Origin of the sequence: Kitasatospora sp. NPDC028055, from assembly GCF_040637885.1 — a bacterium.
In the GTDB taxonomy this organism is placed as follows: domain Bacteria; phylum Actinomycetota; class Actinomycetes; order Streptomycetales; family Streptomycetaceae; genus Kitasatospora.
The window spans coordinates 45,228-69,699 of the sequence record NZ_JBEZXE010000040.1 but is presented as its reverse complement, the minus strand read 5'-3'; the positions used below and the strand labels follow the sequence as shown (position 1 = coordinate 69,699).

The window sequence follows — 24,472 nt, the reverse complement described above, 5'->3', positions numbered from 1 at the left end:
GTGACCGAGGTCGAAGGGGGCCCGCGGGCCGGTTCGGACGAAGCGCACCCCCTGCGGCGGGTCCGAGCCCCAGCTCACCCCGGCGACCCGGCGGGCTCGCGTCCGGCGGCCCGGCCGCGGGCCCGCGCTCCGGGTGGTTCACCGGCTCCCCCGTCGACTCCCCCGCCGGCTCCCCCGTCGGCACCGGGGCGTGGTCGCGCCCGCTCCATCGGAGGCCGGTCCACGGGTCTCGTTCCGGCAGTGCTTTTGACGTACCGTCAACAAGCCCTGCCCCCGTCACCCTCACCGGAGCATCCGTGACACCCCTCAGAACGGCCCGCACCGCCGTGCTCGCGGCGGCCGGCCTGCTGGCCGCGCTCGTCAGCGCCGCCCCACCCGCACAAGCGGCCGCCCCCGCCGCGTCCGCAGCCCCGGCCGCCGCGTCCGTACAGACCGGCGCCCAGCTTGCCGCCTCCTGGACCGGCCCGCTGAGCACCCGGGGGCGGTACGTGGTCGACGCCAACGGCGACCGGTTCAAGCTCAAGGCCGGCAACTGGGCCGGAGCACAGGGGACTTGGGAGGGCAGCGGCTCGACCACGGACCCCGCGGACAACCAGGCCGGCCAGGTCTCGTACAACATCCCGCTCGGACTGGACCGGGCCCCGATCGACCGGATCCTGGCGGGCTTCCACGGCCTGGGCCTGAACGCCGTCCGGCTGCCGTTCGCCAACGCGATGATCCACGACACCGCCGCCGTCCCGGACGCCGCCGTCGCCGCCAACCCGCAGCTCAGGGGTAGGACCCCCTTGCAGGTCTACGACGCCGTGGTGGCCGCGCTGACCGCCGACGGATTCGCGGTCGTCCTCAACAACCACACCACCAGCTACCGCTTCTGCTGCGGCCTGGACGGCAACGAGCGCTGGAACAGCGGTCAGAGCACCCAGCAGTGGGAGGACGACTGGGTGTTCATGGCGAACCGCTACAAGGCCGACAAGCGGGTGGTCGGCGCGGACCTGCGCAACGAGGTGCGCCGCGACACCTGGGACGACCCCAACTGGGGCCTGGGCGACGCCCACGACGAGTACGCGGCCTTCGAGGAGGCCGGCAACCGGATCCTCCAGGCCGACCCGGACCTGCTGGTGATCATGGAGGGCATCAACTGGTACGGCATCCCCGCCGCCGGGTTCTCCCACGGCCGGCCGATGCTCACCCCGGTGGCGGCCCTGTCCAACACCCTGATCCGGTCCGACAAACTGGTCTACGCGGCGCACTTCTACGCCTACACCGGCCCGGCCAACACCGGGGCCGGCAGCGGCCCGGGCTCGACCTCGGACCCGCGCTACGAGGAGTTCACCCCCGAGCAGCTCGCCCAGGTGGTGAACCAGGAGGCACTGTTCGTCACCCAGGACGGCCAGCACTTCACCGCCCCGGTCTGGGTCAGCGAGTTCGGCGCCGCCGGGCGCGGCTCCACCGACGCCAAGGAGCAGGCCTGGTTCGACCGCTTCACCGACCTCCTGGTCGCCAACGACACCGACTTCGCGGTCTGGCCGCTGGTCGGCTGGCAGCACGACGGCGTCCCGAACGACAGCTGGGCACTGCTCTCCTACGACACCGGCGGCCGGCAGCTCGGCCTGAACGACCCGGGCGACTGGCGCGCGGCCGACTGGAACAAGCTGGTGAACGCCCCCTCGTACACCGGGCCGGTCACACCGGTCGCCCGCTGGAACATGCTCGACCTCGACCACGGCGACCAGGACGTCTCGGCCCGGATGCTGGCCCGGCCCGACTGGAGCCCCGGCAACCGCAAGGGCGACTGCCCGGACGGCCAGCGGCTGGCCGGCCTCGGCCGCGGCAGCAGCCGGGGCCTGTGCACCGACGCGGGGCAGCCGCCGCTGGGCGCCGGGGACTGGGTGACCGTCACCGACCAGCGCTACGTCACCGGCGGCGACTGGGCCTCCGGCTACGACAAGCTCCAGTGCCCGGACAACGCCTTCGCCGTGGGCTACAGCGTCCGCAACAACGCGATGTCCGCACTGCTCTGCGCCCCGGCCGCCACCGCGCTGCCGAGCACCGGTCGCACGGTCTGGTTCGACCACGGCGACAACCGGCCGGCGAACGGCGGCTCGGTCGCGAGCGACTGGGCGCCCGGCTCCTACAAGGGCCAGTGCGCCGACGGCGAGTACGTCGCCGGGGTGGCCGACACCTGGCGCTGGCTCCAGTACGGCGTCCCGGACGCGCTGCTCTGCCGCCCGCTGCGCTGATCACCGCATCCGCCGGGCACGGGCCCGGCGGATGCGCCATCCGCCGGGCACGTGCAAGGTGGTGGAGTACGAACCGCCCGGCCGGCGACCGTCCGTGGCCCCGCGGACACCGTCCGCCGGGCGACCGGCCCCCAGCCGCCCCTCGACCGAAGGAGGCGCCATGCCGTCCAGGACGATCCCCCGCCGGGCTCTGGTGCTGACCGCCGCCGCCCTCGCCGTCCTGCCCGCCACAGCGCTCACGGCGCCCGCGCGGGCGGCCGCCGCGCCCCCGGCCGCCACGGCCGCCACGGCCACCACGGCCACCACGGCCACCACAGGCAGCACGGGCCGCACGGCAACCGCCTCCGGTCCGGCCGCTGCCGCGCCGGTGCGCTTCGTGGACCTGCCCAACTCCGCACTGCCGACCGACCGGGCGCCGCACCAGATCACCTTCCGTTACCGCAACGACACCCCCAAGGATCAGACGGTCGCCCCGCAGATCCTGGTCGAGTCGCCCCAGCGGGGCCCGTTCCTCAGCCCCTCCGACATCCGGCTGGAGCTGCGGGGGACGGACGGCAGCTGGCACACCGTGCCGCTGGCCAGCCAGACCGGCACGCTGTACACCGCGCTGATCCCGGCGAAGATCGTCCTGCACTCCGGCCACACCCTCACCGAGAGTTACCGGATCACCGTCCTGCACTCGCCCGCCCGGGGCACGGTCGAGCCCCGGATCGCGGTCTACGCCTGAGGGCCGCCTGTGGCCTACGCCTGAGCCACCAGCCCCCGCGCGTCGGACCCCAGACGCGCGGCGGCCTCCACCAAGCCGGCCGGTTCGGCGGCCGCGGCCTCCTCGGTCAGGCCCGGCGGCAGCCCGACCCACAGATGCACCCGCCCCCTCCGGCAGCCGGGCCGGGGCGCCCCCGCCGTGCGCCCCAACTCGCCCCCCGTGCTTCCTAGGTGCGCTTGGGGAAGCATCGGCCCCCGTTATGGAAAGACCACCCGTTCGAGTGAGTTTGGCGGGCTGGAGTCGCTCGTTTGCGCAGGAATTGTCCGCTCTCCGTGGCCTTCAAACGTGCCCACGTCAATCCGTTCCGACGGCAAGATTCGGCGAGGCGGTCCGACACCGGTCGGATCCCGTCCTCCCACACCTGCCGCAGAGGGGACCAGCCGTGACCACCGAGGCCGTTCCGCAGAACCAGCCCAGCCAGCAGAGCCTCAGTACCTCCGCCGCCCGCAACCTCGCCACCACCACCAAGACCGTGCCGCAGATGCTCGGGATCACCCCGCGCTACCTGCTGCGGGTGCTGCCCTGGGTGGACCTGGAGGCGGGCGTCTTCCGGGTCAACCGCCGCCGGGGCTTCATCCTCGGCGACGGCCTGGTCGGCACCTACGTCGACGGCTCCGGCGCCACCCGGATCATCCCCGAGGACCTGCGCGAACTGGCCTTCCTCAGCCAGGTCGACGGTCCGGTGCTCACCGCCCTGGCCGCCGGGTTCACCGAGCGCGAGGTCGCGCCCGGCGAGCTGATCGTCGACGCCGACGCCCCGGCCGAGCAGCTGCACGTCATAGCCTCCGGGCGGGCCGAGAAGCGCGCCACCGGCGAGTACGGCCAGGACGCCCTGCTGGGCGTGCTCGGCGACGGCGACTTCTTCGACGCCGCCGCCTGGGCGGCCGGCACCGCGATGCCGTACCGGGTGAAGGCCGTCAGCTCCTGTACCGTGCTCAGCCTGGACCGCCGCCTGCTCACCGAACTCGCTGACCGGGAGCCCTCGTTGCGCACCCAGCTGGACGAGTTCGCGGCCACCCGGGGCCAGGTCGACGCCGAGCACCCGATCGACCTCAGCTCGGGCCACTCCGGCGAGCCGTACCTGCCGGAGACCTTCGTCGACTACGACGAGAGCCCGCGCGAGTACGAGCTGAGCATCGCCCAGACCGTACTCAAGGTGCACACCCGCGTCGCGGACATCTACAACTCCGACATGGACCAGGTCCAGGCCCAACTCCGGCTGACCGTCGAGGCGTTGCGCGAGCGCCAGGAGTGGGAGATGCTCAACCACCCCGAGTACGGACTGCTCAACAACGTGGTGCCCACCCAGCGGGTGCGCACCCGCGGCGGCGCGCCCACCCCGGACGACCTGGACGAGCTGCTCGCCCGGGTCTGGAAGCAGCCCGCCTTCTTCCTGGCCCACCCGCGGGCGATCGCCGCGTTCGGCCGCGAGTGCACCCGGCGCGGGGTGCCGCCGCAGATCGTCGAGCTGTTCGGCAGCCCGTTCCTGACCTGGCGCGGCGTGCCGCTGCTGCCCTCCGACAAGCTGGACCTCAAGGGCTCGGCCAACTCCGCGCCCGGCACCACCAACATCCTGCTGATGCGGGTCGGCGAGGAGCGCCAGGGCGTGGTGGGCCTGCGGCCGGCCAAGGTCCCGGACGAGGTCGAGCCCGGGCTGGCGGTGCGCGCGATGGGCGTCGACCGGCAGGCCATCACCTCCTACCTGGTGACCAGTTACTTCTCGACCGCCGCGCTGGTGGACGACGCCGTCGCCGTGCTGCAGAACGTCGAGGTGTCCAACTACCATGACTACTCCTGACGGATTCGGGCGCGGCACCGGCGTCAACGCGGCCCCGGGGGCAACGGCCGTTCCTGGAGCCCCGGCTGTTCCGGGAGCTGCGGCCGCACCGAGCGCTCCCACCGCCTCCCCGGCCGCCGCGCCCCCGTTCCCGCTCCCCGAGGCCCTCGCCCACGCCGCCGGCGGCCCCCGCTACTGGCTGCCCAGCCGGGCCGACCGGACCTCACCGCCCACCGCCCCCGCCGCGGGCTTCGACGTCGAGGCCGTCCGCCGCGACTTCCCCCAGCTGCACCGCGAGGTCAACGGCCGCCCGCTGGTCTGGCTGGACAACGGCGCCACCACCCTCAAGCCCCGCCAGGTGGTCGAGGCGGTCGGCGAGCACTACTCGGCGGGCACCTCCAACGTCCACCGGGGGGCGCACACCCTCGCCAAGCAGGCCACCCAGATCTACGAGGAGGGCCGCGCCGAGGCCGCCAAGCTGCTCGGCGCCCCGGACCCGGACGAGATCGTCTTCGTCCGGGGCACCACCGAGGCCGTCAACCTGGTGGCCCAGACCTGGGGCCGGGCCAACCTCGGCGTCGGCGACGAGATCCTGGTCTCCGCCGCCGAGCACCACTCCAACCTGGTGCCCTGGCAGCTGATCGCCAAGGAGCGCCGGGCCCGGGTCGTCCCGATCCCGCTGCTCCCGGACGGGCAGCTCGACCAGGACGCCTACCGGGACCTGCTCTCCTTCCGGACCAAGCTGGTGGCCCTCACCCACGCCTCCAACGTGCTGGGGACGGTGCCGCCGGTGGCCGAGATGACGGCGCTGGCCCACCGCTACGGCGCCAAGGTGCTGGTCGACGGCGCCCAGGCGGTGGCCCATTTCCCGGTGGACGTGACAGCGCTGGACGCCGACTTCTACGCCTTCTCGGGGCACAAGATCTTCGCCCCGACCGGGATCGGCGCGCTCTACGGCAAGCGGGAGCTGCTGGAGGCCATGCCCCCGTGGCAGGGCGGCGGCAACATGATCGACTCGGTGAGCTTCGAGGAGACCAGCTACGCCCCCGTCCCGCACCGCCTGGAGGCCGGTACCGGCCACATCGGCGGGGTCGCCGGGCTGCGGGCCGCCCTGCGGTACGTCGCCGGGCTGGACCGCGCGGCCGCCACCGCGCACGAGGAGCAGCTGACCGCGTACGCCACCGCGGCACTGCGGACGGTGCCCGGGCTGCGGCTGATCGGCGAGGCCCCGGGCAAGATCGGGGTGCTCACCTTCCTGCTCGCCGGGACGGACCCGATCGCCCTCGCCGGGGCGCTCGACCAGCAGGGCATCGCCGTCCGGGCCGGCCACCACTGCGCCCAACCCGCCCTCGCCGCCTACGGGTTGCAGAGCGCGGCGCGGGCCTCGCTGGCCCTGTACAACACCGTGCAGGACGTGGACGCCCTGGTCGCCGCACTCCAGGGCCTCCAGGGCGAGGCCGCCGCGGCCGGAGCCTGACCGGACCGGGGGCGGGCACCCCGACCACCCCCGCCCCCGGTCCCCCACCTCCCGGTGCCCCCGACCCCCGACTCCGACCCCCGGCCCCGCTCCACAGCGGGGCCGGGGGCGTTTCCGTGAGATCGACCACGGTTTCGCGCCCGGCCCGTCGGCGACCCCCGGCCGGGATGGAAGCGACATTTCTGGCCGGAAACCGTCGAAAGGCGTCCCGTATTCGTCGGATTCGGGGGCATTCAACGGACTTGTCTTCCCGTCGGCAGCCCTGGCGAAGAGTTCCGTACCTCGGCGATTTACCGCGTGTTCACATGCACTCGTCAACCGTGTTCACCGCTACGCTCTAGCGTCTAGCCGCCGCGCCGCTCGTGCTACGCGCGTCACGGCCCCAACTTCTGACACACATGACGATGACGTCGAGGATCCGACCATGCACGCAGTTCCCTCCCGCAACAGGTGGCTCCGCTACGGTGCCGGCCTGCTCGGTGCTGCCTCGCTGACCGCCTTCGGCGGTGCCCCCGCGGCCTTCGCCGCCGACGGCCCGCAGACCGCCACCCCGGTCAAGCACCTGGTGGTGATATTCCAGGAGAACGTCTCCTTCGACCACTACTTCGGCACCTACCCGAACGCGGCCAACACCGCCGACGACAAGGTGAAGTTCACCGCCAAGCCCGACACCCCCAAGGTGGACGGCCTGAGCGACGACCTGCTGCACAGGAACCCGAACCGGAACAACCCGGTCCGGCTGAGCCCGTCCCAGGCGGTCACCTGCGACCAGGACCACACCTACAAGGACGAGCAGCTCGCCTTCGACGGCGGCAAGATGGACAAGTTCGTCGAGCACACCGACATCGAGAACTGCAAGGCTCCGATGTACACCGCGCCCGGCCTGGTGATGGACTACTACGACGGCAACACCGTCACCGGCTACTGGAACTACGCCCAGCGCTTCGCGATGAGCGACAACTCCTTCGGTACCAACTACGGGCCCTCCACCCCGGGCGCGATCAACCTGATCACCGGCAACACCCACGGCGGCTACCCGGTCGACCCGAAGACCGGCCAGCAGACCACCGACGCCTACGTGGTGGCCTCCCCGGACGCCAAGGGCGTCGGCACCGTCATCAACGACCCGGACCCGGGCTACGACGACTGCTCCAGCCCCGCGCACAACCACCTGGTGATGACCGGCAGGAACGTCGGCGACCTGCTCAACGACAAGGGCGTCAGCTGGGGCTGGTTCCAGGGCGGCTTCAAGCCGACCGGGACCAAGGACGGCAAGGCGGTCTGCGACTCCGCGCACAAGAACATCGTGGGCGCCTCGCAGACCGACTACAACCCGCACCACGAGCCCTTCCAGTACTACAAGTCCACGGCCAACCCGAACCACCTCGCTCCGAAGGACGTCGAGGAGATCGGCCACGCCGGCCAGGCCAACCACCAGTACGACCTGACCGACTTCGACGCCGCCCTCCAGCACGGCAACCTGCCCGCCGTCAGCTACCTCAAGGCCGCCAACTACCAGGACGGCCACGCCGGTTACTCCGACCCGCTGGACGAGCAGCAGTTCGTCGTCGACACCGTCAACAAGCTCCAGAAGTCCAAGGACTGGGCCTCCACCGCCGTCGTCATCGCCTACGACGACTCGGACGGCTGGTACGACCACAAGTTCGCCGAGCCGGTCAACGGCTCCAAGGACGCGGCCAACGACAGCCTGAGCGGCGCCGGCCAGTGCGGCAAGGACGCCGGCTGGGGCGGCTACGCCGACCGCTGCGGCTTCGGCCCGCGCCTGCCGCTGCTGGTCGTCTCGCCGTACGCCAAGGCCAACTTCGTCGACCACACCCAGACCGACCAGACCTCGATCCTGCGCTTCGTCGAGGACAACTGGAAGACCGGCCGGATCGGCGACTCCTCCTTCGACGAGCACGCCGGCTCCATCGAGGGCATGTTCGACTTCAAGAACCCGCAGTCGGCCACCCTGATCCTGGACCCGACCACCGGCGCCCCGGTCGGCGGCGACACCCCGAGCGGCCGGCCCACCGGCGGCTCCTCCGCCACCACCCCGGCCGGCTCGGCCACCTCGGCCACCGGCTCCACCGCCGTCGCCGGGGCCACCAGCAGCGTCTCCGGCCCGCCGCTGGCCGAGACCGGCGCCAACTCCAGCACCGGGCCGATCGCGGCCGCGGCCGTCGCCCTGCTGGCGGTCGGCGGCGGAGCGGTCCTCCTCGCCCGCCGCAAGCGCGGCCGCCGCGCCTGACGCACGGCCCGCACCCCGCACCACCTCCGGCACCGCCGGGTCCTGCTCCCAGGGCCCGGCGGTGCCCGCGTTCCCGGGCCCGGCGTCCGCCGCGGCCCCGGGCTGGGCTACCCTTCCCGCCATGACCGCCAGCGCCCCGCGCCGCCGCACCCTGCTGGGCGCGGCCCTGGCGGCGGCCCTCGGCACGGGCTGCACGGCCGGCTGCTCCGGCCACGAGGCACCGGACCGCGCGCTGCGGCTGGCCACCGGGCCCGAGGGCGGGCCGTACAACGCCTTCGGACACTCCTTCACCGAGGCCGTGAACGCGAGCGGACACCTCACCCTCACCCCGGTGAGCAGCGCGGCCAGCGTCGACAACCTCCAGCAGCTCGCCGACGGCTCGGTGGACCTGGCGCTCACCACCGCCGACGTCGCCGAGGACGCCGTCCTGGGCCGCGACACCTTCGAGCGTCCGATCGGCCTGACGGCGCTGGCCCGGGTGTACGTCAACTACCTGCACCTGCTCGCCCCGGCCGACGGGCCGGTGCGCGAGCTGGCCGACCTGGCGGGCCGCCGGGTGGCCACCGGCGCGGTGGGCTCCGGCAACCAGGTGACGGCCGGGCGGCTGCTGCGCCGGGCGGGGATCGACGTACGGCAGCAGTCCCTCGGACTGGCCGAGTCACTGCACGCGCTGCGCGACGGCACCCTGGACGCGGTGTTCTGGTCCGGCGGCGTGCCGACCCCCGCGGTGTCCGCGCTCGCCCGTGAACTGCCGCTGCGGTTCGTGCCCTTGGACGCCGTCGCCGCGCAACTGCGGGAGCGCTACGGCCCGGTGTACACGGCCGTCACCCTGCCCGCCGGCGCCTACGACCTGGCCGCGCCCGTCCCCACCCTCGGCGTCGGCAACTACCTGACCGCCCGGCCGGGCGTCCCCGAGGACGCCGTCCGGCGGCTGCTCGGCATCCTCTTCGACCAATGGGCCACCCTGCTGCGCTCGGTGACGGCCGGCGCCCGGCTGGAACCCCGCTTCGCCGTCTCCACCGGCGCCGTCCCGCTGCACCCGGGGGCGGCGGCCTACTACCGCTCGGTGTACGGGTGACGGCCGGCCAAAAGATGACAGCCAGTCAGGAGGCGCCGCCCTCGCCGCCCCCGAACCCGCCGCGCCCGGTTTGTAGCTCCCCGTACACCTGGCTACGCTGCGGGGCATGTGGTTGAACGTCCGGCCGGCCGACCAGGTCCAGATCCATGCGGCCCCCGAACAGCACGCGCGCAGGCGGCGCGGACCCGCCCTGGACGCGGCGTGATCCTGCGCATCGACCGGGCCTGGCTGCTGGACATCGCCCACCGCTTCCTGCCCACCGACCCCGACATCACGGACTACGGGACCCTCTCCGCCGCCGTGGCCCGGCACGCCGACGAGGTCATGGACGTGCCGGTGTACGAGGGCCCGCACCAGCGCGCGGCCGCGCTGATGCACCAGCTCATCCGGGTGCCCGCGCTGGAGTCCGGCAACGAGCACTTCGCCGCCGTCGTCGCCGCCGCCTACCTCACCGCCTCCGGCGTCACCGTCACCGCCGGCCCGAAGGCCGCCGCCGACCTCGCCGCCCGCATCCGCGCCGGGCGCGCGGACGTCCGGGAGGCCGCCGCCGCCATCCGCACCTGGTACCGCTGAGCCGGTACCACTGAACCGCTCAGGGCGCGGGGAGGCGGAACTCGACGGTCAGCCCGTGCGGCAGCGAGGGCGCGACGGTGAGCGTTCCGCCGCCGGCCCGGGCGAGTTCGTCCGCGATGGCCAGGCCGAGGCCGGTGCCGGGAAGGTTCTGGTGCTCCGGTGCGCGAGCGAAGCGCCCCAGCAGCAAGGGGAGTTGAGCGTCCGGGACACCGGGCCCGGTGTCCCGGACCCGGACCACCGCGCCGCCGTCCGGGCCGGGCCGGACGGTCACCCGGACCTGGGCCCCGGGCGGGACGAACTTGCCGGCGTTGTCCAGCAGGGCGTCCAGGATCCGCCCGGCCGCGTCGGGCAGGGCGCGGGCACGCAGCCCGGGGGTGATCTCGGCGGTCAGCTCCGGACCGCCCGCCTCGAACACCGGGACCCAGGCCGCCACCCGCTCGGCCACGGCCGCGGAGACGTCCTGCTCCTCGACCGGCGCGGCGGCCGCCTCCAGCCGGGCCAGGGCGAGCAGGCCGTCGAGCAGCTCTCCCAGCCGGTCCGCCTCGTCCAGGGCGAGGGCGTGCGCCTGCCGGCCGGGGCCCGGCGCGACGTACGGCTCGGCGTTCTCCAGTTGCAGCACCAGGGTGGCCAGCGGGTTGCGCAGCTGGTGCGAGGCGTCGGCGACGAAGTCCCGGCGGCGGCGCAGCGATTCGCCGACCGCCGCCGCCATGCCGTCGAAGTGCTCGCGCAGCCGCCGCAGTTCGGGCGGGCCGGTGTCGGCGGTGGCAGCGACGGCGGTGCGCGGTTCGAAGCGGCCGTCGGCCATGGTGGCGACCGCGCGGTCGAGTTCGTGGACGGGCCGCAGCAGCCAGCGGGCGATGCCGGCCGCGACCAGGGCGGCGGCGCCGAAGGCGGTGACGGCGCCGGCCGCGATCAGCGTCCAGCGGACCAGCACGTCGTGCCGCGCCGCGTCGGTGGGGACGGTCAACAGGACGGCGCCGCCGACCCGTTCGTCCTGGCCGACCGGTTCGGCCAGCACCACGGTGTCCGGCCCCCAGGGCAGGACGGTGGGCAGCGCCTCGGTGGAGCGGCCGGTCAGGGCGCGGTCCTCGGCCTGCCGGGCGGCCGGGCCGACCGGGGCCGGACCGGCCCGGCCGACGGTGTGTCCGGCGGTGTCGACCACCGTCACGGCGGCGCCGTAGAGCTGGGCGTAGCGGGTGAGTTCGGCGTCGAGTTCACGGCGGTCGGCGTCGGTGCGGATCCGGTCGGCGAGCTCGGCGAAGCGGACGCCGTCGGCCCGGCGTTGCAGCAGCAGGTGTTCGGTGCGACCGCGGGCGTAGGAGTCGGCCAGCGGCAGGGCGAGCAGCAGCACGGCCGTACCGATCAGCGCGGTGAGCACCGCCAGCAGCCGGCGCCTCACCGGCCTTCCAGGGCGCCGAGTTGGTAGCCGTAGCCGCGGATGGTGCGGACCAGAGCGGCCCGGCCGGTCTTGGCCCGGATGCCGGCCACGTGCACGTCCAGCGAGCGGGAGGAGGCGAGGAAGGCGTCGCCCCAGATCCGGTCCAGGATCTCCTCGCGGGAGCGGACGTCGCCGGGTTGCGCGGCGAGCAGCGCGAGCACGTCGAACTCGCGCCGGGTGAGCCGGACTTCGGCGCCGCCGACGGTCACGGTGCGGGCCGCCGGGTCGATCGTGACGTCCCCGGTGCGCACCTGCCGCTGCCCGCCGGCCGGTTCCGGGGCGGCGGCGGTGCGGCGGCGCACGGTGTCGATCCGGGCGATGAGTTCGGCCATCCGGAACGGCTTGACCACGTAGTCGTCGGCGCCGGCCCGCAGGCCCTGGAGGACGTCCCGCTCCTCACTGCGCGCGGTGACCACGATCAGCGGCACCGCGCACACCGTGCGCAGCTTGCGCAGCAGGTCGAGGCCGTCCAGGTCGGGCAGGCCGAGGTCGAGCAGGACGAACTCGGCCTCCCGGACGTGCCGCAGCGCCTCGGCGGCGCGGACCACCCGGCGCACGGTGTGGCCGCGCCGGGCGAGCGCGGTGGCGAGGGCCTGGGCCATCCGGTCGTCGTCCTCGACCAGCAGCATGTGCACGAACCCTCCCCGGCGGTGAGGTGACTACGGTACGGGCTGCGCCGCGGCGGCCGGTGCCGGGGTCTCCGCGGGGTCGAGCACGGCGTGCCGGGTGTCGGGCATCAGCACGTAGACGACCAGGGAGACCAGCGCGCAGCCGGAGACGTACCAGAAGAAGCCGGACTCGTGGCCGCTGTTCTTGAACCAGAGCGCGATGTACTCGGCGGTGCCGCCGAACAGCGCGTTGGCGAGGGCGTACGGCAGCGCGACGCCGAGGGCGCGGATCCGGGTGGGGAAGAGTTCGGCCTTCACGGCCGCGTTGATCGAGGTGTAGCCGGTGACGACGAGCAGCGCGACGAGCGAGAGGCCGAGCGCGGACCAGTAGCCGGAGGCCGAGCCGAGGGCGGTCATCAGCGGGTAGGTGCCGACGGTGCAGCCGAGCGCAAAGGTGATCAGCAGCGGGCGGCGGCCGATCCGGTCGGAGAGCAGCCCGGCCAGCGGCTGGACGGCGGCGAACACCGCGAGCGCGGTGAAGCTGACCAGGGTGGCGGTGTCCTTGGCGAGCCCGGCGCTGCCGATCAGGTACTTGGTCAGGTAGGTGGTGTACGTGTAGTAGGCGACGGTGCCGCCGAGGGTCAGGGCCATCACCAGGGCGGCCTGGCGCCGGTGCTCCCACAGGCTGCGCAGGGTGCCGCGGGCGTCGGCCCGCTCCCGGCCGGCGGACTCGGCGGCGAAGGCCTCGGTCTCCGGCAGCCGGCGGCGCAGCCAGAGCACCACGACGGCCAGCACGGCGCCGAGCAGGAACGGCAACCGCCAGCCCCAGGAGTGCAGTTGGGCACTGCTGAGGGTGTGCTGCAGGACGATCAGGATGCCCAGGCCGAGGAGTTGGCCGCAGGTCATCGAGACGTACTGGAAGGAGGAGCCGAGGCCGCGCCGGTTCGGCGCGGAGGCCTCGGTGAGGTAGGTGGCGCTGGCTGCGTACTCGCCGCCGATGCTCATGCCCTGGAGCAACCGGGCGAGCAGCAGCACGACGGCGCCGAGGTAGCCGGCCCGCGCGTAGGTCGGGGCGACGGCGATCAGCACGGCGGCCGCGGACATCATGGTGACGGTCAGGGTGAGCGCGCTCTTGCGGCCGTGCCGGTCGGCGGCCCGGCCGAGCAGCCAGCCGCCGACGGGGCGCATCAGGAAGCCGACCGCGAAGATGCCGGCGGTGTTCATCAGCTTGGCGGTGGAGTCGCTGCCGGGGAAGAAGTCGTCGGCGAAGTAGACGGCGAAGCTGGCGTAGACGAACCAGTCGTACCACTCCACCAGGTTGCCCAGCGACCCGCCGATCAGGGCGCGCCGCCGCCGGGCGCGGTCCGCGCCGGGCGGCTGGGGGCGGGGAGCGGGGGCGGCCGGGACGGCGGCGGACGGGGACATGGCGGCTCCAGCGGCTGGTACGGCGGGTGGGTGTCCCAGAGCGTGCCGCCGCCCGCGGGGCGGCGGCAAGGAGCGCCGCGCAGAACTTACGTTCCGCTAAGGAAGCCTGCGCCGCGGCTCACCCGTCGTGTTCCTCGGTGCGACCGCCCAGGCCTGGGCCCGCGACCTGTCGATCGGCTGCGGCTGCTCCGGCTGCTTCGGCTGCTTCGGGTGCTTCGGCTGGTAGGCGAGGCGGCCCGGTCAGCGGCGGGCTGAGCCGGGACCGGACGCCGAGCCGGAGCCGTACGCCGTCCCCGAGGCGGTACGGCCCGGACCCCGGCGGACCGCGCGGCCGGCCATCGACAGCAGGTCGCGGGCCGGTCCCTGCGGACGCCGGCCGCTGGGCCAGACCGCCCGCAGGGACCGGCTCAGGTCCACCCCGGTGACCTGGACGGCCACCAGCCGCCGCGCCCGCAGGTCCTCCTCGACCGCCAGCCGGCTGAGCACGGCCGGCCCGGCCCCGGCGACCGCTGCGGCCTTCACCGCCGTCGAGGAGGGCAGTTCCAGCAGCGGGCCGGCCGGCCCGCCGTGCGGCGCCAGCACGGCCGTCAGCACCTGCCGGGCACCCGACCCCGCCTCCCGCAGGATCAGCCGGGCGGCCGCCAACTCCTCGGGGGCGACCCGGCTGCGGCGCGCCCAGGCGTGCTGCGGGGCGGTGACCACCACCAGCTCGTCCCGCGCCACCACCACGGCGTCCAGCCCGGCCGGGACGGTGGCGCTCTCGACGAACCCGAGGTCGACCTCGCCGCGCAGCACCTTCTCGGCCACCAGACCGGAGTTGTCGGCGCTCAACGAGACCACGGTGTCCGGCCGTTCCTCCCGCAGGGCGACCAGCCAGCCGGGCAACAGGTGCTCGGCCACCGTCAGGCTCGCGGCGACCCGCAACCGGTCGTCGCGCTCGCCGCGCAGCGCCTCGATCCCCGCGTCCATCGCCCCGGCGGCCTCCAGCACCCGGCCGGCCCAGCCGGTGACCAGCACCCCGGCCGACGTCAGGCGGGAACCGTTCGGGGAGCGTTCGAGGAGGCCGACCCCGATCCTGGTCTCCATCACCCGCATCCGGGCGGAGGCGGCCGGTTGGCTGATGCCGACCTCCCGGGCGGCCCGGCCGAGACTGCCGAGCCGGGCGACGGCGAGCAGCAGCTCCAGGCTGGGGAGGTCGGGCACTCGGGGGGAAAGCGGCATGGTGGGGTCCACGGACGTCGGGGCGGATCGAGCCGGACGGAACAGGGCAGGACGGGGCGGGACGGCGAACTGCCGTCCCGCCCTCGGGGGTTCTGGTCGTGGTGGGGTTCAGCGCCGTCGGCGGCGAGCACGGGCCGCCCGGGCGGCGAGGGCGAGGGCGGCACCCGCAGCGATCGCGACGAGGCCGACCGGCAGCGCGGTGCCGACCAAGTCCGCTCCCGTGCGGGCCAGTTCACCCCCGGGCGCGGGGGCAGCGGGTCCGGGGGAGCGCTCGCCGCCGGTGCCTGCGCCCGCTGCGGGCGGGGCCGCCGAGGCGGACGGGCTCGGGCTGCCGGACGCGCCGGGGCCGGGTGACTCCCCCGGGCCACCGGGTTCCGTGGGCGTCCCGCTCGGAGTGGCCGTCGGGGTGGTCGTCGACGTCGGCGTGGACGTGGGTGTCGAGGTGGGCGTGGGCGTCGGCGTGGGTGTTGGTGTCGACGTCGGGGTGGTGGTCGGCGTCACCGTCGGGGTCGGATGTCCGGGGACGAGCCGGATGACCTTCCGGGGCTGTATCTTCACGATGTCGTCCTTGCCGAGGTAGCCCATGACGCCGATGTCGACCCGGTCGGTGAACGGGTTGTCCGGCCCGAACTTCAACCGGATCGGAATCTCCGTGACACCGGGCGGAATGGGCCCTTCGTCCTCCGGGAGCGGGAAGTCCTGCCAGTTGTCCCCCGGATCGTTGAACGACGTGGTCGACTGCCACCGGCCGTCGAGGAAGTACTGGACCTCGATCTGATCGGACCTGATCCCGGCGTACTGGGTGTCGTGGACCTCGAAGAACAGCCGGTTGAACTGCCCGTCCGTCTCCGAGCGGTGGAGAACGACGGCGAACTCCTGCCAGTCGGCCCCGGGTTCGAAGTCGCGGGGCAGTCCGCGCAGTTCCAGGGTGGCCTCCGTCGCGGTCGCCGACGTTCCGGGCGCCGTCGCGGTCACCGCAGTCGTGGTCACCGCAGTCGTGGTCACCGGAGTCGCTGCCACCGGATTCGCCGCCGCCGCGGTCGGAAGCACCGCCGCCGCGACGAGCCCGGTGGCCCCTGCGGCGACGGCGGCGGCGGCCATTCTGCTCAGTTGCACGTGATTCCCTCGTCCCGTTGATGATCAATACACCGGGAATCCTCCGTGCACCGACCAGATCCGAGTAGTACCCCCTTTCCTATGGGGTCATAGGCCGGGTTTCTGACCCACTCCGGCCGTCCTCAGCTCCGTCTCTGCACCCGGGCGGGCACTGCACCGCCGACAAGCAGCACACCGGACAAGCGTTACATTGGGGCAGAAAGGGGACCGATCACCGGCGAGGTGCGGCGGATGCACGCGATCACCGACTGGCTGCGCGGACTGTCCGGCCCGGTCGTGTACGCGGTCGTCGGCGCCATGGTCTTCACCGAGGACGCGCTGTTCTTCAGCTTCTTCATCCCGGGCGAGTCGGCCGCCGTCCTCGGCGGCTTCATCGCCCACCAGGGCAGCGTCTCGCTCGGCTGGATGATCCTGGTGGTGGTCTGCGCGGCCGTCCTCGGAGACTCCGCCGGCTACGAGATCGGCCGCCACCTCGGCCCGACGATCCTGCGCACCCGCCCGCTGCGGCGGCACGCGAAGCGGGTCGAGACGGCGCAGGACCTGATCCGCCGCCGCGGACCGGCCGCCGTGTTCGTCGGCCGCTTCATCGCCTTCTTCCGCCCGCTGGTGCCCTCGCTGGCCGGGATGTCCCGGATGCCGTACCGCCGGTTCCTGTTCTACAACGCCCTCGGCGGGCTGGCCTGGGCCTTCGGCTTCACCCTTCTGGGCTACTTCGCCGGAGCCGCCTACAGCAGGGTGGAGGGCACCGTCGGCCGGGTCGCCGCCATCACGATCGCCGCTCTCGTCGCCGTCACCCTGCTGGTCTGGTTCCTCCGGCGCCACCACGCGCGCGGCCGAGAGCCGTCGGACCAGGACGGCGGCGGCGACCGCGAGCACTGAACCGGGCCGGACCGGACCGTCACCGATCCGGGCAGGCCCGCCCGCCGGTCACCGACCGCTACCGGAACGGCGGCCCGTCCGGCGCGCAGACCCGGCCACGCGGCGGCAGGTCGCCGTCCAGCAGGTAGCGCGCCTCGTAGCCGGCGGCGCAGCCGCTCGGGTTGCCGAGCACGCTGTGGCCCGGGCCGTCGACGGTCAGCAGCCGGCCGCGGGCCAGGGTGTCGGCCAGCGCGCGGGAGCCCTGGTACGGCCAGGCCGGGTCGCCGGTGTTGGCGACGACCAGCACGGGCGCGGCGGTGTAGCGGTCCCAGGGCCCGGTGTAGCGGTCCCGGGCGGCCTCGGCCGGCCAGTCGGCGCAGCGCTGGGTCTGCCAGACCCAGTACGGGCCGAGGGCGCCGGAGCGCTCCCGGGCGAGGTCGGCGAGGGCCGGGTAGCCGGTGCCGGCGGGCGGGTTGACGGTGTCGGCGCACAGCACGCCGAGGACCTGCGTCTGGCCGGGCTGCGCACCGGTCGGCAGGGGTGCCGCCGGGTTGTCGGCGGCGGTCCACAGGCTCTGCAACTGCCCGCCCAGGGCGGCCCAGCCGCGGCTGCCGAGCTGCGGCAGCGGCTGGGCCGAGTACAGCAGCAGCGCGACGGTCGAGACGGCGCTCGCCTCGTCGTAGGTGACGGCCTGCGCGCCGGTGCCGACGGTGACCGGTCCGTGCGCCAGGCGCTCTGTCAGCGCGGCGTACTTGGCCCTGGTCGCCTCCGGGCTGCCCGCGGAGAAGGCGCAGTCGGCCGGGGTGGCGGCGCCGCAGCGGTCGAGGAAGTCGTCCAGGGTGCGGGCCGAGCCGAGGTCGCTGCCGGTGCGCAGGAACGGCGGCAGTGCCCGGTCCTGCGGGGTGCGGCCCGTGGACCAGGCCACCGGGTCGACGGCGCTGTCCAGGACCATGGCGCGCACCCGACCGGGGAAGAGGTTGGCGTAGGTGGCGCCGAGGTACGTCCCGTAGGAGGTGCCGAGGTAGCTGAGCCTGCGGTCGCCGACAGCCTGGCGCAGCAGATCGAGGTCGCGGGCGACGTCCGCGGTGGACAAGTGGGCGAGCAGGCCGGTGCGGTCGTTCTCGGCGCAGCGGCGGCCCAGTTGCGCGTAGGTGTCGGCCCAGCGCGACTGCTGTTCGGCGCCGATCGGGTAGCCGGCGGGGAGTCCGCCGAGCAGGGCCTGTTCGCCGGCCGGGTCGGGGAAGCACCGCAGGGTGGTGGAGGCGCCGACGCCGCGCGGGTCGAAGCTGACGATGTCGAATCTCCGGCGGACCTCCTCGGGGAACAGCGGGGTGGTGGAGGGCAGCGCCAGGGTGCCGGGGATCGCCGGGCCGCCCGGGTTGTAGAACAGGGTGCCGATCCGGTGCGCCGGGTCGTCGGCGGGGTGGCGGATGAGCGCCAGGTCGATGGAGCGGCCGTGCGGGTCGCGGTGGTCCAGCGGCACCTGGGCGGTGTCGCACTGGAATCCGGGGGCGCAGGGCTTGGCCCAGGTCAGGACCGGCACCGGTGGGGCGGGCGCGGCGGCCGAGGCGGCGGCCGGGGGGAGGGCGGCCAGCAGCAGGCCGACGGCCGCGGCGGCGGCGCCGCGGAGGGTGGCGGTGGTGCGGGGTCGGGGCATGGGCGGCTCTCTCGGTCGATCGGCTGAGTGGGCGTCACGGAGTCTTCCGTTCCGCACCGTCAGGGCGCTGCCAGGAAACTGTCAGGGCACTGACACCACGCTCTCCGCGCGCTGTCGGCTCGCCGAACCGGGCCGTCCGATCGTTGTTGACGAAAAGTCAGCAGCTTCGCCGCCGTACCTTGACGGGTCACCGACACGGTCCTACAACGGAGTCAGCTCCCCGCTCCCCGTCCCTCGGGAGTCCTCCGGGAGCAGCGGAAGTTCGCCTTCCCGTCCCTCACCGAGGAAGAGGCTTTCCCATGCGCGCACTCCCCCACCGCACCGCTGCCCTGACCGTCTCCGTACTCGCCGCGCTCGCCCTGGTCGCGGCGGCTCCCGCCACCGTCGCCGCATCCCCGACCGCCGCGACCGCCCCCGTCGCCGCCGGCCCCGTGCTCACCACCGGCAGCACGGGTGGCGCCGCCGTCGCGGCGGGCGACGCCCTCGCCGCACCGCTCGCCGGCCGCTCCGCCACCTTCTACTCCACCGCCACCAGCACCACCGGCGTCACCTGCGCGACCTCCCGGCTGTCCGCCACCGTGCTGACCAACCCGGCCGCCCCCGGCACCGCCACCGAGTCCCTGACCGGCCTCACCTTCGGCTCCTGCACCGCCAACGTCACCGGCGTCACCTCGGTGCGCAGCCTGACGGTCGACACCCTCCCGTACGGCGTCTCGATCGCCGACGACGCGGGCCTGCCCGTCACCCTGACCGGCGGCAGCGCCGGGCAGATCCAGGCCACCGCCGTCCTGAACAGCTGGTTCGGCACCATCACCTGCACCTACCGGCTCAGCGGAGCCTTCACCGGCGCCGCCGACAACGGCGGCCAGGGCCTGACCTTCACCAACGAGCACTTCGCCAAGAGCGGCGGCTCCGGCCTCTGCCCCGGCGACGGCTACTTCTCGGCGAGCTACGGCCCGGTCACCGACACCAGCCAGTCCGGCGCCCCGGCGGTCTATGTGAACTGACCGCCGGACCGCGGCCCGGCGCCCCGGGGCGACCGGGCGGCGGCAGCACGAAACGATCAGACCGGGGCAGATTCGGACCCAAGCGGGCGGGATGGGACGATACCTGCCATGTCTAGCAAGTCTCCGCCGGTCCGGGGCAACGAGGCCCCCGCCGACCCGCTCCGCCGCCTGCTGCTCGAACTGGGCGACGCCCTGCTGGGCGGGGGCCTTCCCGTCCATGAGGTCGAGGAGGAACTCCGCGGGCTCGGACGGGCACTGGGGGCTCCCGAGGTGCGGGTCGCCGCGCTGACCAACGGGCTGTTCGTCGCCCTCGACGCGGTGGAGGCCACCAGCTTCCGGCCGGTCGGCGCCGCGCTGCGGTTCGAGCAGACCGCGGACGTCCTGCACCTGGCGCACCGGCTGCGCGCCGGTGAGCTGGACGGCCCCCGGGCCCTGGCCGAGCTGGACGCCATCCGGCACGCCCCCGCCCGCTGGCCCGCCTGGGTGGCGGACCTGGGGGTACTGCCGGTCGGGGTGGGCGTCTGCCTGTTCCTCCAACCGGTGACGGCGAACGTGCTGGCCGCCGGGGCCGGCTCGCTGATCGTGGCGGGCCTGACCGCACTGGCCCGCCGGCTGCCCAGGCTGCGCCCGCTGCTGCCGGTCACCGCCGGGTTCCTGGTGGCGCTGCTCGTCCTGTCGCTCAGCCGGGCCGGCCTGCTGGAGGGCCCGCTGCGCACCATCGTGGCCACCCTGGCGATCCTGCTGCCGGGCGGGCTGCTGGTCACCGGGCTGTCGGAGATCGCGGCGGGCGCCGCCAGCGCCGGGACGGCCCGGCTGGTGTCCGGCGCGGTGCAGCTGGCGCTGTTCCTGGCCGGGGTGGCGGCGGCCACCACCGCGATCGGCGTACCGGCCAGTGCGCTGGCCAACATCCAGGTGGCCAGGCCGAGTTGGTGGGTGATCGCGGTGGGGCTGGCGATCGCCGTGGCGGGCGTCGTGGTCAACGTGAACACCCCGCCGGCGGCGATCCCGTGGATCGTCGCGGTGATCGCGGTCAGCGTCACCGTGCAGGTGGTGGTCGGGTCGGTCCACGGCGCGGCGATAGGCGGGCTGGCGGGCGCGGTCAGCGCCGCGGTCGCGGCCACCGTGGTGCACTGGCTGCCCGGCGGACCGCTCTGGCAGGTGCTCTACCTGCCCGCGTTCTGGATCGTGGTGCCGGGCTCCTTCGGCCTGCTGAACACCGCGCAGATCGAGGTCGGCAACGGCGCCCAGTCGGTGCTGGCCGCCGTGTCCGCGGTGTTCGGGGTGTCGATCGGCACCCTGATCGGCTCGGTGATCAGCCGGATCCCGCGCCCCTCGCTCGCCGTGGCCCAACTGCGGGCCTGACCCCCGGCAGGCGCGGCCACCGTTCTCCGCGACCGCCCGACCGGCGCGGTCCCCGGCTCAGCCGGAGGCCGCGCCGTTTCCGTTGCCGCTGCCGCCGCCGGTGCCGTAGCCCTTGCCGTTGCCGGTGCCGTAGCCCTTGCCGTTCCCGCTGCCCTTGCCGTTGCCCTTGCTGGTGCGGACCGCGAGCAGCGCGGTGTCGTCCGTCAGGCGCCCGCCGGAGTGCCGGAGGACGGCGCCGACGACGGTACCCACCAGGCGCTCGGGCTCCCCGACCCCGGGCAGGCCGGCCAGGCCCTCCAGGTGGGCGCGCAGGTCGAAGAAGTCGCCCTGGCGGTCCCGGGCCTCGGTCACCCCGTCCGTGACGATCAGCACGGTCTCGTCCACGCCCAGCCGGAGCCGCTGCACCTCCGGGAGCCGACCGGCCAGCGGGGCGAGGCCCAGCGGGACACCGTTGCCCGGCGGCAGCTGCCGGACCCCGCCCGGGCCCAGGACGTACGGGCAGTCGTGGCCGAAGTTGACCACCTGGATCTCCCCGGGGGCGTCGTCGGGGAACCAGACGACCACCGCCGTGGCGAACCGCTCGTCCTCCTCGCCCAGCCGGGCGGAGAGCCGGTTCTGCCGGTGCACCCGCTCCTCCAGCCAGGAGGCGACCGTCGCCAGGCCCTCCTCCCGGAAGGCCGCCTCCCGGAAGCAGCCGACCAGGGCCGCCGCCGTGGCGACCGCCGGCAGGCCCTTCCCCTGGACGTCGCCGAGGAGCACCCGGGCGCCGTACGGGGTGGCCACCACGTCGTAGAAGTCGCCGCCCACCCGGGCCTCGACGTCCGCGGCCAGGTAGCGGGCCTCCGCGTCCACCCCGCCCCAGCCCGGCGGCACCGGGCGCAGCACCACCTGCCGGGTGGTCTCGGCGGCGCCCTGCAGATGGCGGACGTAGGCGGCGGCCCGGGCCCGGAAGACGCTGAGCGGATACGCGAGGACGCAGCCGGCGATCACCAGCAGGAAGTCCTCGATCCCGTGGGACTTGCCCCAGACGCCGTTCAGCCCGGGATAGGCGACGACCGCGAGACCGGCGAAGGCCACGGTGACCGCCGGACCGCACAGCCCCGCGGCGACCACCGGAACCAGGGCCAGCCAGCTGAGCGACTCGAAGTCGCGGGGGGTGAGGGCGTCCACGGCCACCACCGCCGCCAGCAGCACGGCCGGGATCAGCCAGGACCGGTGCCCGTACCGGACCAGCACCGGCAGCTGGGACCCTGGGTCGGACGGCGGCTGCGCCGGCCCGGACGCCTTCGCGGCACGCACCAGCAACGGCCCCTCCGCTCTCCTCCGGTGTCGCGACGGTGCCGGGCCCGGCGCCGTCGCGCCCACGTTAGAGGGCCGGGGCGCCCGGCGCCCCTCGGTCCGCGCCCGTCCGGCTCAGCCGGCCGGCCCGTCGCGCGGCCCGGCAAGGTGGACGCCCACCCCGGCCCGGAACCGCCCGCCCCGCCCGGCGGCTAGTCTGACCCCGCACCGAAAGCCCGTACGAACCGCGAGAGGCCTTCCCGATGAGCACCCCCAGCACCCCCGTCGTCGAGCGGTCGGACGAGCGGCACCGCTACGAGATCCTGGTCGACGGTGAACTCGCCGGTTTCACCGAGTACTTGGACCACGACGGGCAGCGCGTCTTCTACCACACCCTGGTCGAGGAGGCCTTCGCCGGCCGCGGCCTCGCCGGACAGCTGGTCCAGGCGGCGCTGACGGACGTCCGGGCCGCCGGGAAGCGGATCGTCCCGATCTGCCCGTACGTGGCCAAGTTCCTGACCAAGCACCAGGAGTTCGCCGACCTCACCGACGAGGTCACCCCCGAGGTCAAGGCCTGGCTGCGCGACCGACTGAGCTGACCTGACCTGAGCTGGCCCGAGCTGGCCCGAGCTGGCCCGAGCGAGATCCGCCCGGTCCCCGGTCGAGGACAGCGGAGGACGGTGCGGCCCCGCCGGGCGGGGCCGCACCGTCGGCACGTCCGGGTCGTCACATGTTGATCATGTGACCGGCGAGGCCGTGGATGGCCTCCTTGACCGCCTCGCCCAGGGTCGGGTGGGCGTGCACGTTGCGGGCCACCTCGTGGACGGTGAGGTCCCACTGCTGGGCCAGCGTCAGCTCGGGCAGCAGCTCGGTGACCTCGGGGCCGATCAGGTGGGCGCCGAGCAGCTCGCCGTGGGTGTTGTCGCAGATCACCTTGACGAAGCCGATCGGGTGGCCGAGGCCGTGCGCCTTGCCGTTCGCGGTGAACGGGAACTTGGCGACCTTGACGTCGTAGCCGAGGTCACGGGCCTGGGCCTCGGTGTAGCCGAAGGAGGCGATCTGCGGCTGGCAGTAGGTGGCGCGCGGGATCATGGCGAAGTCGACCTCCATGGTCTCCGCCCCGCCGATGGTCTCGGCGGCGATCACGGCCATCGTCTCGGCGGCGTGCGCGAGCATCAGCTTGGCCGTGACGTCGCCGATCGCGAAGATGTGGTCGACGCTGGTGCGGCCGCGCCCGTCCACCGCGATGGCGTTGCGGTCGGTCAGCTTGACCCCGGTGTTCTCCAGGCCGTAGCCGTTGACCCGCGGCGCGAAGCCGATCGCCTGGAGCACCTTGTCGGCCTCCAGCACCTGCTGCTGCCCGTCCTTGGTGACGGTCACCCGCACCTTGGCGTTCGGGTCGCTGTCGTCGATCGACTCGACCCGGGTCGAGGTGAGCACCTCGATGCCCAGCTTGCGGTACTGCTTGGCGAGTTCGGTGGAGACCTCGACGTCCTCCAGCGGCACCACGCGGTCCAGGAACTCGACGATGGTGACCTTCACGCCGTAGTTGTGCAGCACGTAGGCGAACTCGACGCCGATCGCGCCGGCGCCCGCGATGATGATGCTCTCCGGCAGCTGCTCGGTGAGAATCTGCTCCTCGTAGGTCACCACGCGCTCGCTCAGGCTGGTGCCGGGCAGCAGGCGGGTGGTGGCACCGGAGGCGATGATGCAGTGGTCGAAGGTGACCACGTCGAAGCCGCCGCCGCTGAGCGCGACCTGGAGGGTGTGGTCGTCGACGAAGGTGCCCCAGCCGTCGTACTCGGTGATGCCGTTCTTCTTCATCAGGTAGTGGACGCCCTTGACCCGGCCGTCGGCCACCGAGCGGCTGCGCTTGAAGGCCTCGGAGAAGTCGAAGGTCACCTGGCCCTCGACCTTGATGCCGAAGGTCTTGGCCTCCTTGGTGAAGATGTGGGCGAGCTCGGCGTTGCGCAGCAGGGCCTTGGAGGGGATGCAGCCGACGTTGAGGCAGACGCCGCCCCAGTACTTGGCCTCGATGACCGCGACCTTGAGGCCCAGCTGGGCCGAACGGACGGCGGCGGTGTAGCCGCCGGGGCCCGCGCCGAGGACGACGACGTCGTAGTGCGTGCTCATGTTGCTGACTCCTCCGAGGGTGTCACGGGTGTCGTGATCTCGTGATCTCGGTCCCATGGTGTCAGGACCGGACTCGACGCACCCACCGGGTCTCGGCGGATGCGCTCCGCGCGGCACCGTACAGGGCCGGGGGCCGATTGTCAGTGGTGGCCGCTACGGTGGTGCGCACCCTGACCCACCAGGGGCGATGGCGGACGGGAGGTGCCC

19 protein-coding genes are annotated in these 24,472 nt (G+C 74.0%); 11 read left to right on the top strand and 8 right to left on the bottom strand.

The genetic code is table 11. The features are described 5' to 3' along the window. Window positions 1-296 precede the first annotated feature (296 nt). The 7 genes from AB0F71_RS30580 (at window position 297) to AB0F71_RS30550 (ending at window position 10,162) form a co-directional block, all read left to right on the top strand. The gene (locus AB0F71_RS30580) at window positions 297-2,240 is read left to right on the top strand and encodes a cellulase family glycosylhydrolase (protein WP_360241037.1); all 1,944 of its coding nucleotides are present in this window, start codon (window positions 297-299) and stop codon (window positions 2,238-2,240) included. A 160-nt stretch (window positions 2,241-2,400) separates the two neighbouring features. Continuing rightward, window positions 2,401-2,967 (top strand): signal peptide protein, encoded by a 567-nt coding sequence (locus AB0F71_RS30575; protein WP_360241034.1) that lies wholly within the window; start codon window positions 2,401-2,403, stop codon window positions 2,965-2,967. Window positions 2,968-3,388: 421 nt separating this feature from the next. Then, a complete protein-coding gene (locus AB0F71_RS30570) occupies window positions 3,389-4,804 on the top strand; it encodes a family 2B encapsulin nanocompartment shell protein (RefSeq protein WP_360241031.1) in 1,416 nt (471 codons plus the stop codon). Continuing rightward, complete coding sequence (locus tag AB0F71_RS30565) at window positions 4,791-6,260, top strand: SufS family cysteine desulfurase (protein ID WP_360241028.1); 1,470 nt, start codon at window positions 4,791-4,793, stop codon at window positions 6,258-6,260. Before AB0F71_RS30570 ends, AB0F71_RS30565 begins: the two co-directional genes overlap by 14 nt. 424 nt (window positions 6,261-6,684) lie before the next feature. Next, window positions 6,685-8,511: an alkaline phosphatase family protein gene (locus AB0F71_RS30560; protein ID WP_360241025.1), complete on the top strand. Its 1,827-nt coding sequence runs from the start codon at window positions 6,685-6,687 to the stop codon at window positions 8,509-8,511. A 121-nt stretch (window positions 8,512-8,632) separates the two neighbouring features. Further along, window positions 8,633-9,589: a TAXI family TRAP transporter solute-binding subunit gene (locus tag AB0F71_RS30555; protein WP_360241022.1), complete on the top strand. Its 957-nt coding sequence runs from the start codon at window positions 8,633-8,635 to the stop codon at window positions 9,587-9,589. Between the two features lie 201 nt (window positions 9,590-9,790). Further along, window positions 9,791-10,162 carry a fic family toxin-antitoxin system, toxin component gene (locus AB0F71_RS30550; RefSeq protein WP_360241019.1) on the top strand — a complete coding sequence of 124 codons (372 nt, stop codon included), beginning with the start codon at window positions 9,791-9,793 and terminating at the stop codon, window positions 10,160-10,162. A gap of 19 nt (window positions 10,163-10,181) precedes the next feature. On the opposite strand, the gene AB0F71_RS30545 is transcribed toward AB0F71_RS30550, so the two are convergent. From AB0F71_RS30545 to AB0F71_RS30525, 5 genes are all read right to left on the bottom strand, one after another. Then, window positions 10,182-11,561, bottom strand: a complete 1,380-nt coding sequence (locus AB0F71_RS30545) for a HAMP domain-containing sensor histidine kinase (protein WP_360241016.1) — start codon at window positions 11,559-11,561, stop codon at window positions 10,182-10,184. Beyond that, complete coding sequence (locus AB0F71_RS30540) at window positions 11,558-12,235, bottom strand: response regulator transcription factor (protein WP_360241013.1); 678 nt, start codon at window positions 12,233-12,235, stop codon at window positions 11,558-11,560. Before AB0F71_RS30540 ends, AB0F71_RS30545 begins: the two co-directional genes overlap by 4 nt. 24 nt (window positions 12,236-12,259) lie before the next feature. Continuing rightward, window positions 12,260-13,633 (bottom strand): MFS transporter, encoded by a 1,374-nt coding sequence (locus tag AB0F71_RS30535; RefSeq protein WP_360241010.1) that lies wholly within the window; start codon window positions 13,631-13,633, stop codon window positions 12,260-12,262. Window positions 13,634-13,873: 240 nt separating this feature from the next. Next, a complete protein-coding gene (locus AB0F71_RS30530; RefSeq protein WP_360241007.1) occupies window positions 13,874-14,854 on the bottom strand; it encodes a LysR family transcriptional regulator in 981 nt (326 codons plus the stop codon). Window positions 14,855-14,962: 108 nt separating this feature from the next. Continuing rightward, window positions 14,963-15,970 carry a hypothetical protein gene (locus AB0F71_RS30525; RefSeq protein WP_360241004.1) on the bottom strand — a complete coding sequence of 336 codons (1,008 nt, stop codon included), beginning with the start codon at window positions 15,968-15,970 and terminating at the stop codon, window positions 14,963-14,965. A gap of 231 nt (window positions 15,971-16,201) precedes the next feature. Between AB0F71_RS30525 and AB0F71_RS30520 the strand changes: the two genes are divergently transcribed. Then, on the top strand, window positions 16,202-16,849 hold the full coding sequence (locus tag AB0F71_RS30520) for a DedA family protein (protein ID WP_360241001.1): 648 nt from the start codon (window positions 16,202-16,204) through the stop codon (window positions 16,847-16,849). A 58-nt stretch (window positions 16,850-16,907) separates the two neighbouring features. Here the strand turns inward: AB0F71_RS30520 and AB0F71_RS30515 are convergent, their stop codons facing one another. Continuing rightward, a complete protein-coding gene (locus tag AB0F71_RS30515) occupies window positions 16,908-18,485 on the bottom strand; it encodes an alpha/beta fold hydrolase (protein ID WP_360240998.1) in 1,578 nt (525 codons plus the stop codon). 299 nt (window positions 18,486-18,784) lie between these two features. On the opposite strand from AB0F71_RS30515, the gene AB0F71_RS30510 reads away from it, so the two are divergent. Next, window positions 18,785-19,492 carry a Tat pathway signal sequence domain protein gene (locus tag AB0F71_RS30510; protein WP_360240996.1) on the top strand — a complete coding sequence of 236 codons (708 nt, stop codon included), beginning with the start codon at window positions 18,785-18,787 and terminating at the stop codon, window positions 19,490-19,492. A 108-nt stretch (window positions 19,493-19,600) separates the two neighbouring features. After that, entirely contained in the window at window positions 19,601-20,854 is a 1,254-nt protein-coding gene (locus AB0F71_RS30505; RefSeq protein ID WP_360240993.1) for a threonine/serine exporter family protein, read from the top strand. Between the two features lie 57 nt (window positions 20,855-20,911). Here the strand turns inward: AB0F71_RS30505 and AB0F71_RS30500 are convergent, their stop codons facing one another. After that, the gene (locus AB0F71_RS30500; protein ID WP_360240990.1) at window positions 20,912-22,153 is read right to left on the bottom strand and encodes a PP2C family protein-serine/threonine phosphatase; all 1,242 of its coding nucleotides are present in this window, start codon (window positions 22,151-22,153) and stop codon (window positions 20,912-20,914) included. 242 nt (window positions 22,154-22,395) lie between these two features. On the opposite strand from AB0F71_RS30500, the gene AB0F71_RS30495 reads away from it, so the two are divergent. After that, window positions 22,396-22,731 (top strand): GNAT family N-acetyltransferase, encoded by a 336-nt coding sequence (locus tag AB0F71_RS30495; protein ID WP_360240987.1) that lies wholly within the window; start codon window positions 22,396-22,398, stop codon window positions 22,729-22,731. A gap of 127 nt (window positions 22,732-22,858) precedes the next feature. Here the strand turns inward: AB0F71_RS30495 and lpdA are convergent, their stop codons facing one another. Continuing rightward, complete coding sequence (lpdA, locus tag AB0F71_RS30490) at window positions 22,859-24,265, bottom strand: dihydrolipoyl dehydrogenase (RefSeq protein ID WP_360240984.1); 1,407 nt, start codon at window positions 24,263-24,265, stop codon at window positions 22,859-22,861. Between the last annotated feature and the right edge of the window lie 207 nt (window positions 24,266-24,472).

What these genes read in the sequence shown, in the direction of transcription:
- AB0F71_RS30560 (WP_360241025.1), top strand. Translation starts at nt 6,685, where the DNA reads ATGCACGCAGTTCCCTCCCGCAACAGGTGGCTCCGCTACGGTGCCGGC.
- AB0F71_RS30530 (WP_360241007.1), bottom strand. Translation starts at nt 14,854, where the DNA reads ATGCCGCTTTCCCCCCGAGTGCCCGACCTCCCCAGCCTGGAGCTGCTG.
- AB0F71_RS30565 (WP_360241028.1), top strand. Translation starts at nt 4,791, where the DNA reads ATGACTACTCCTGACGGATTCGGGCGCGGCACCGGCGTCAACGCGGCC.
- AB0F71_RS30515 (WP_360240998.1), bottom strand. Translation starts at nt 18,485, where the DNA reads ATGCCCCGACCCCGCACCACCGCCACCCTCCGCGGCGCCGCCGCCGCG.
- AB0F71_RS30520 (WP_360241001.1), top strand. Translation starts at nt 16,202, where the DNA reads ATGCACGCGATCACCGACTGGCTGCGCGGACTGTCCGGCCCGGTCGTG.
- AB0F71_RS30510 (WP_360240996.1), top strand. Translation starts at nt 18,785, where the DNA reads ATGCGCGCACTCCCCCACCGCACCGCTGCCCTGACCGTCTCCGTACTC.
- AB0F71_RS30535 (WP_360241010.1), bottom strand. Translation starts at nt 13,633, where the DNA reads ATGTCCCCGTCCGCCGCCGTCCCGGCCGCCCCCGCTCCCCGCCCCCAG.
- lpdA (WP_360240984.1), bottom strand. Translation starts at nt 24,265, where the DNA reads ATGAGCACGCACTACGACGTCGTCGTCCTCGGCGCGGGCCCCGGCGGC.
- AB0F71_RS30495 (WP_360240987.1), top strand. Translation starts at nt 22,396, where the DNA reads ATGAGCACCCCCAGCACCCCCGTCGTCGAGCGGTCGGACGAGCGGCAC.
- AB0F71_RS30505 (WP_360240993.1), top strand. Translation starts at nt 19,601, where the DNA reads ATGTCTAGCAAGTCTCCGCCGGTCCGGGGCAACGAGGCCCCCGCCGAC.
- AB0F71_RS30555 (WP_360241022.1), top strand. Translation starts at nt 8,633, where the DNA reads ATGACCGCCAGCGCCCCGCGCCGCCGCACCCTGCTGGGCGCGGCCCTG.
- AB0F71_RS30575 (WP_360241034.1), top strand. Translation starts at nt 2,401, where the DNA reads ATGCCGTCCAGGACGATCCCCCGCCGGGCTCTGGTGCTGACCGCCGCC.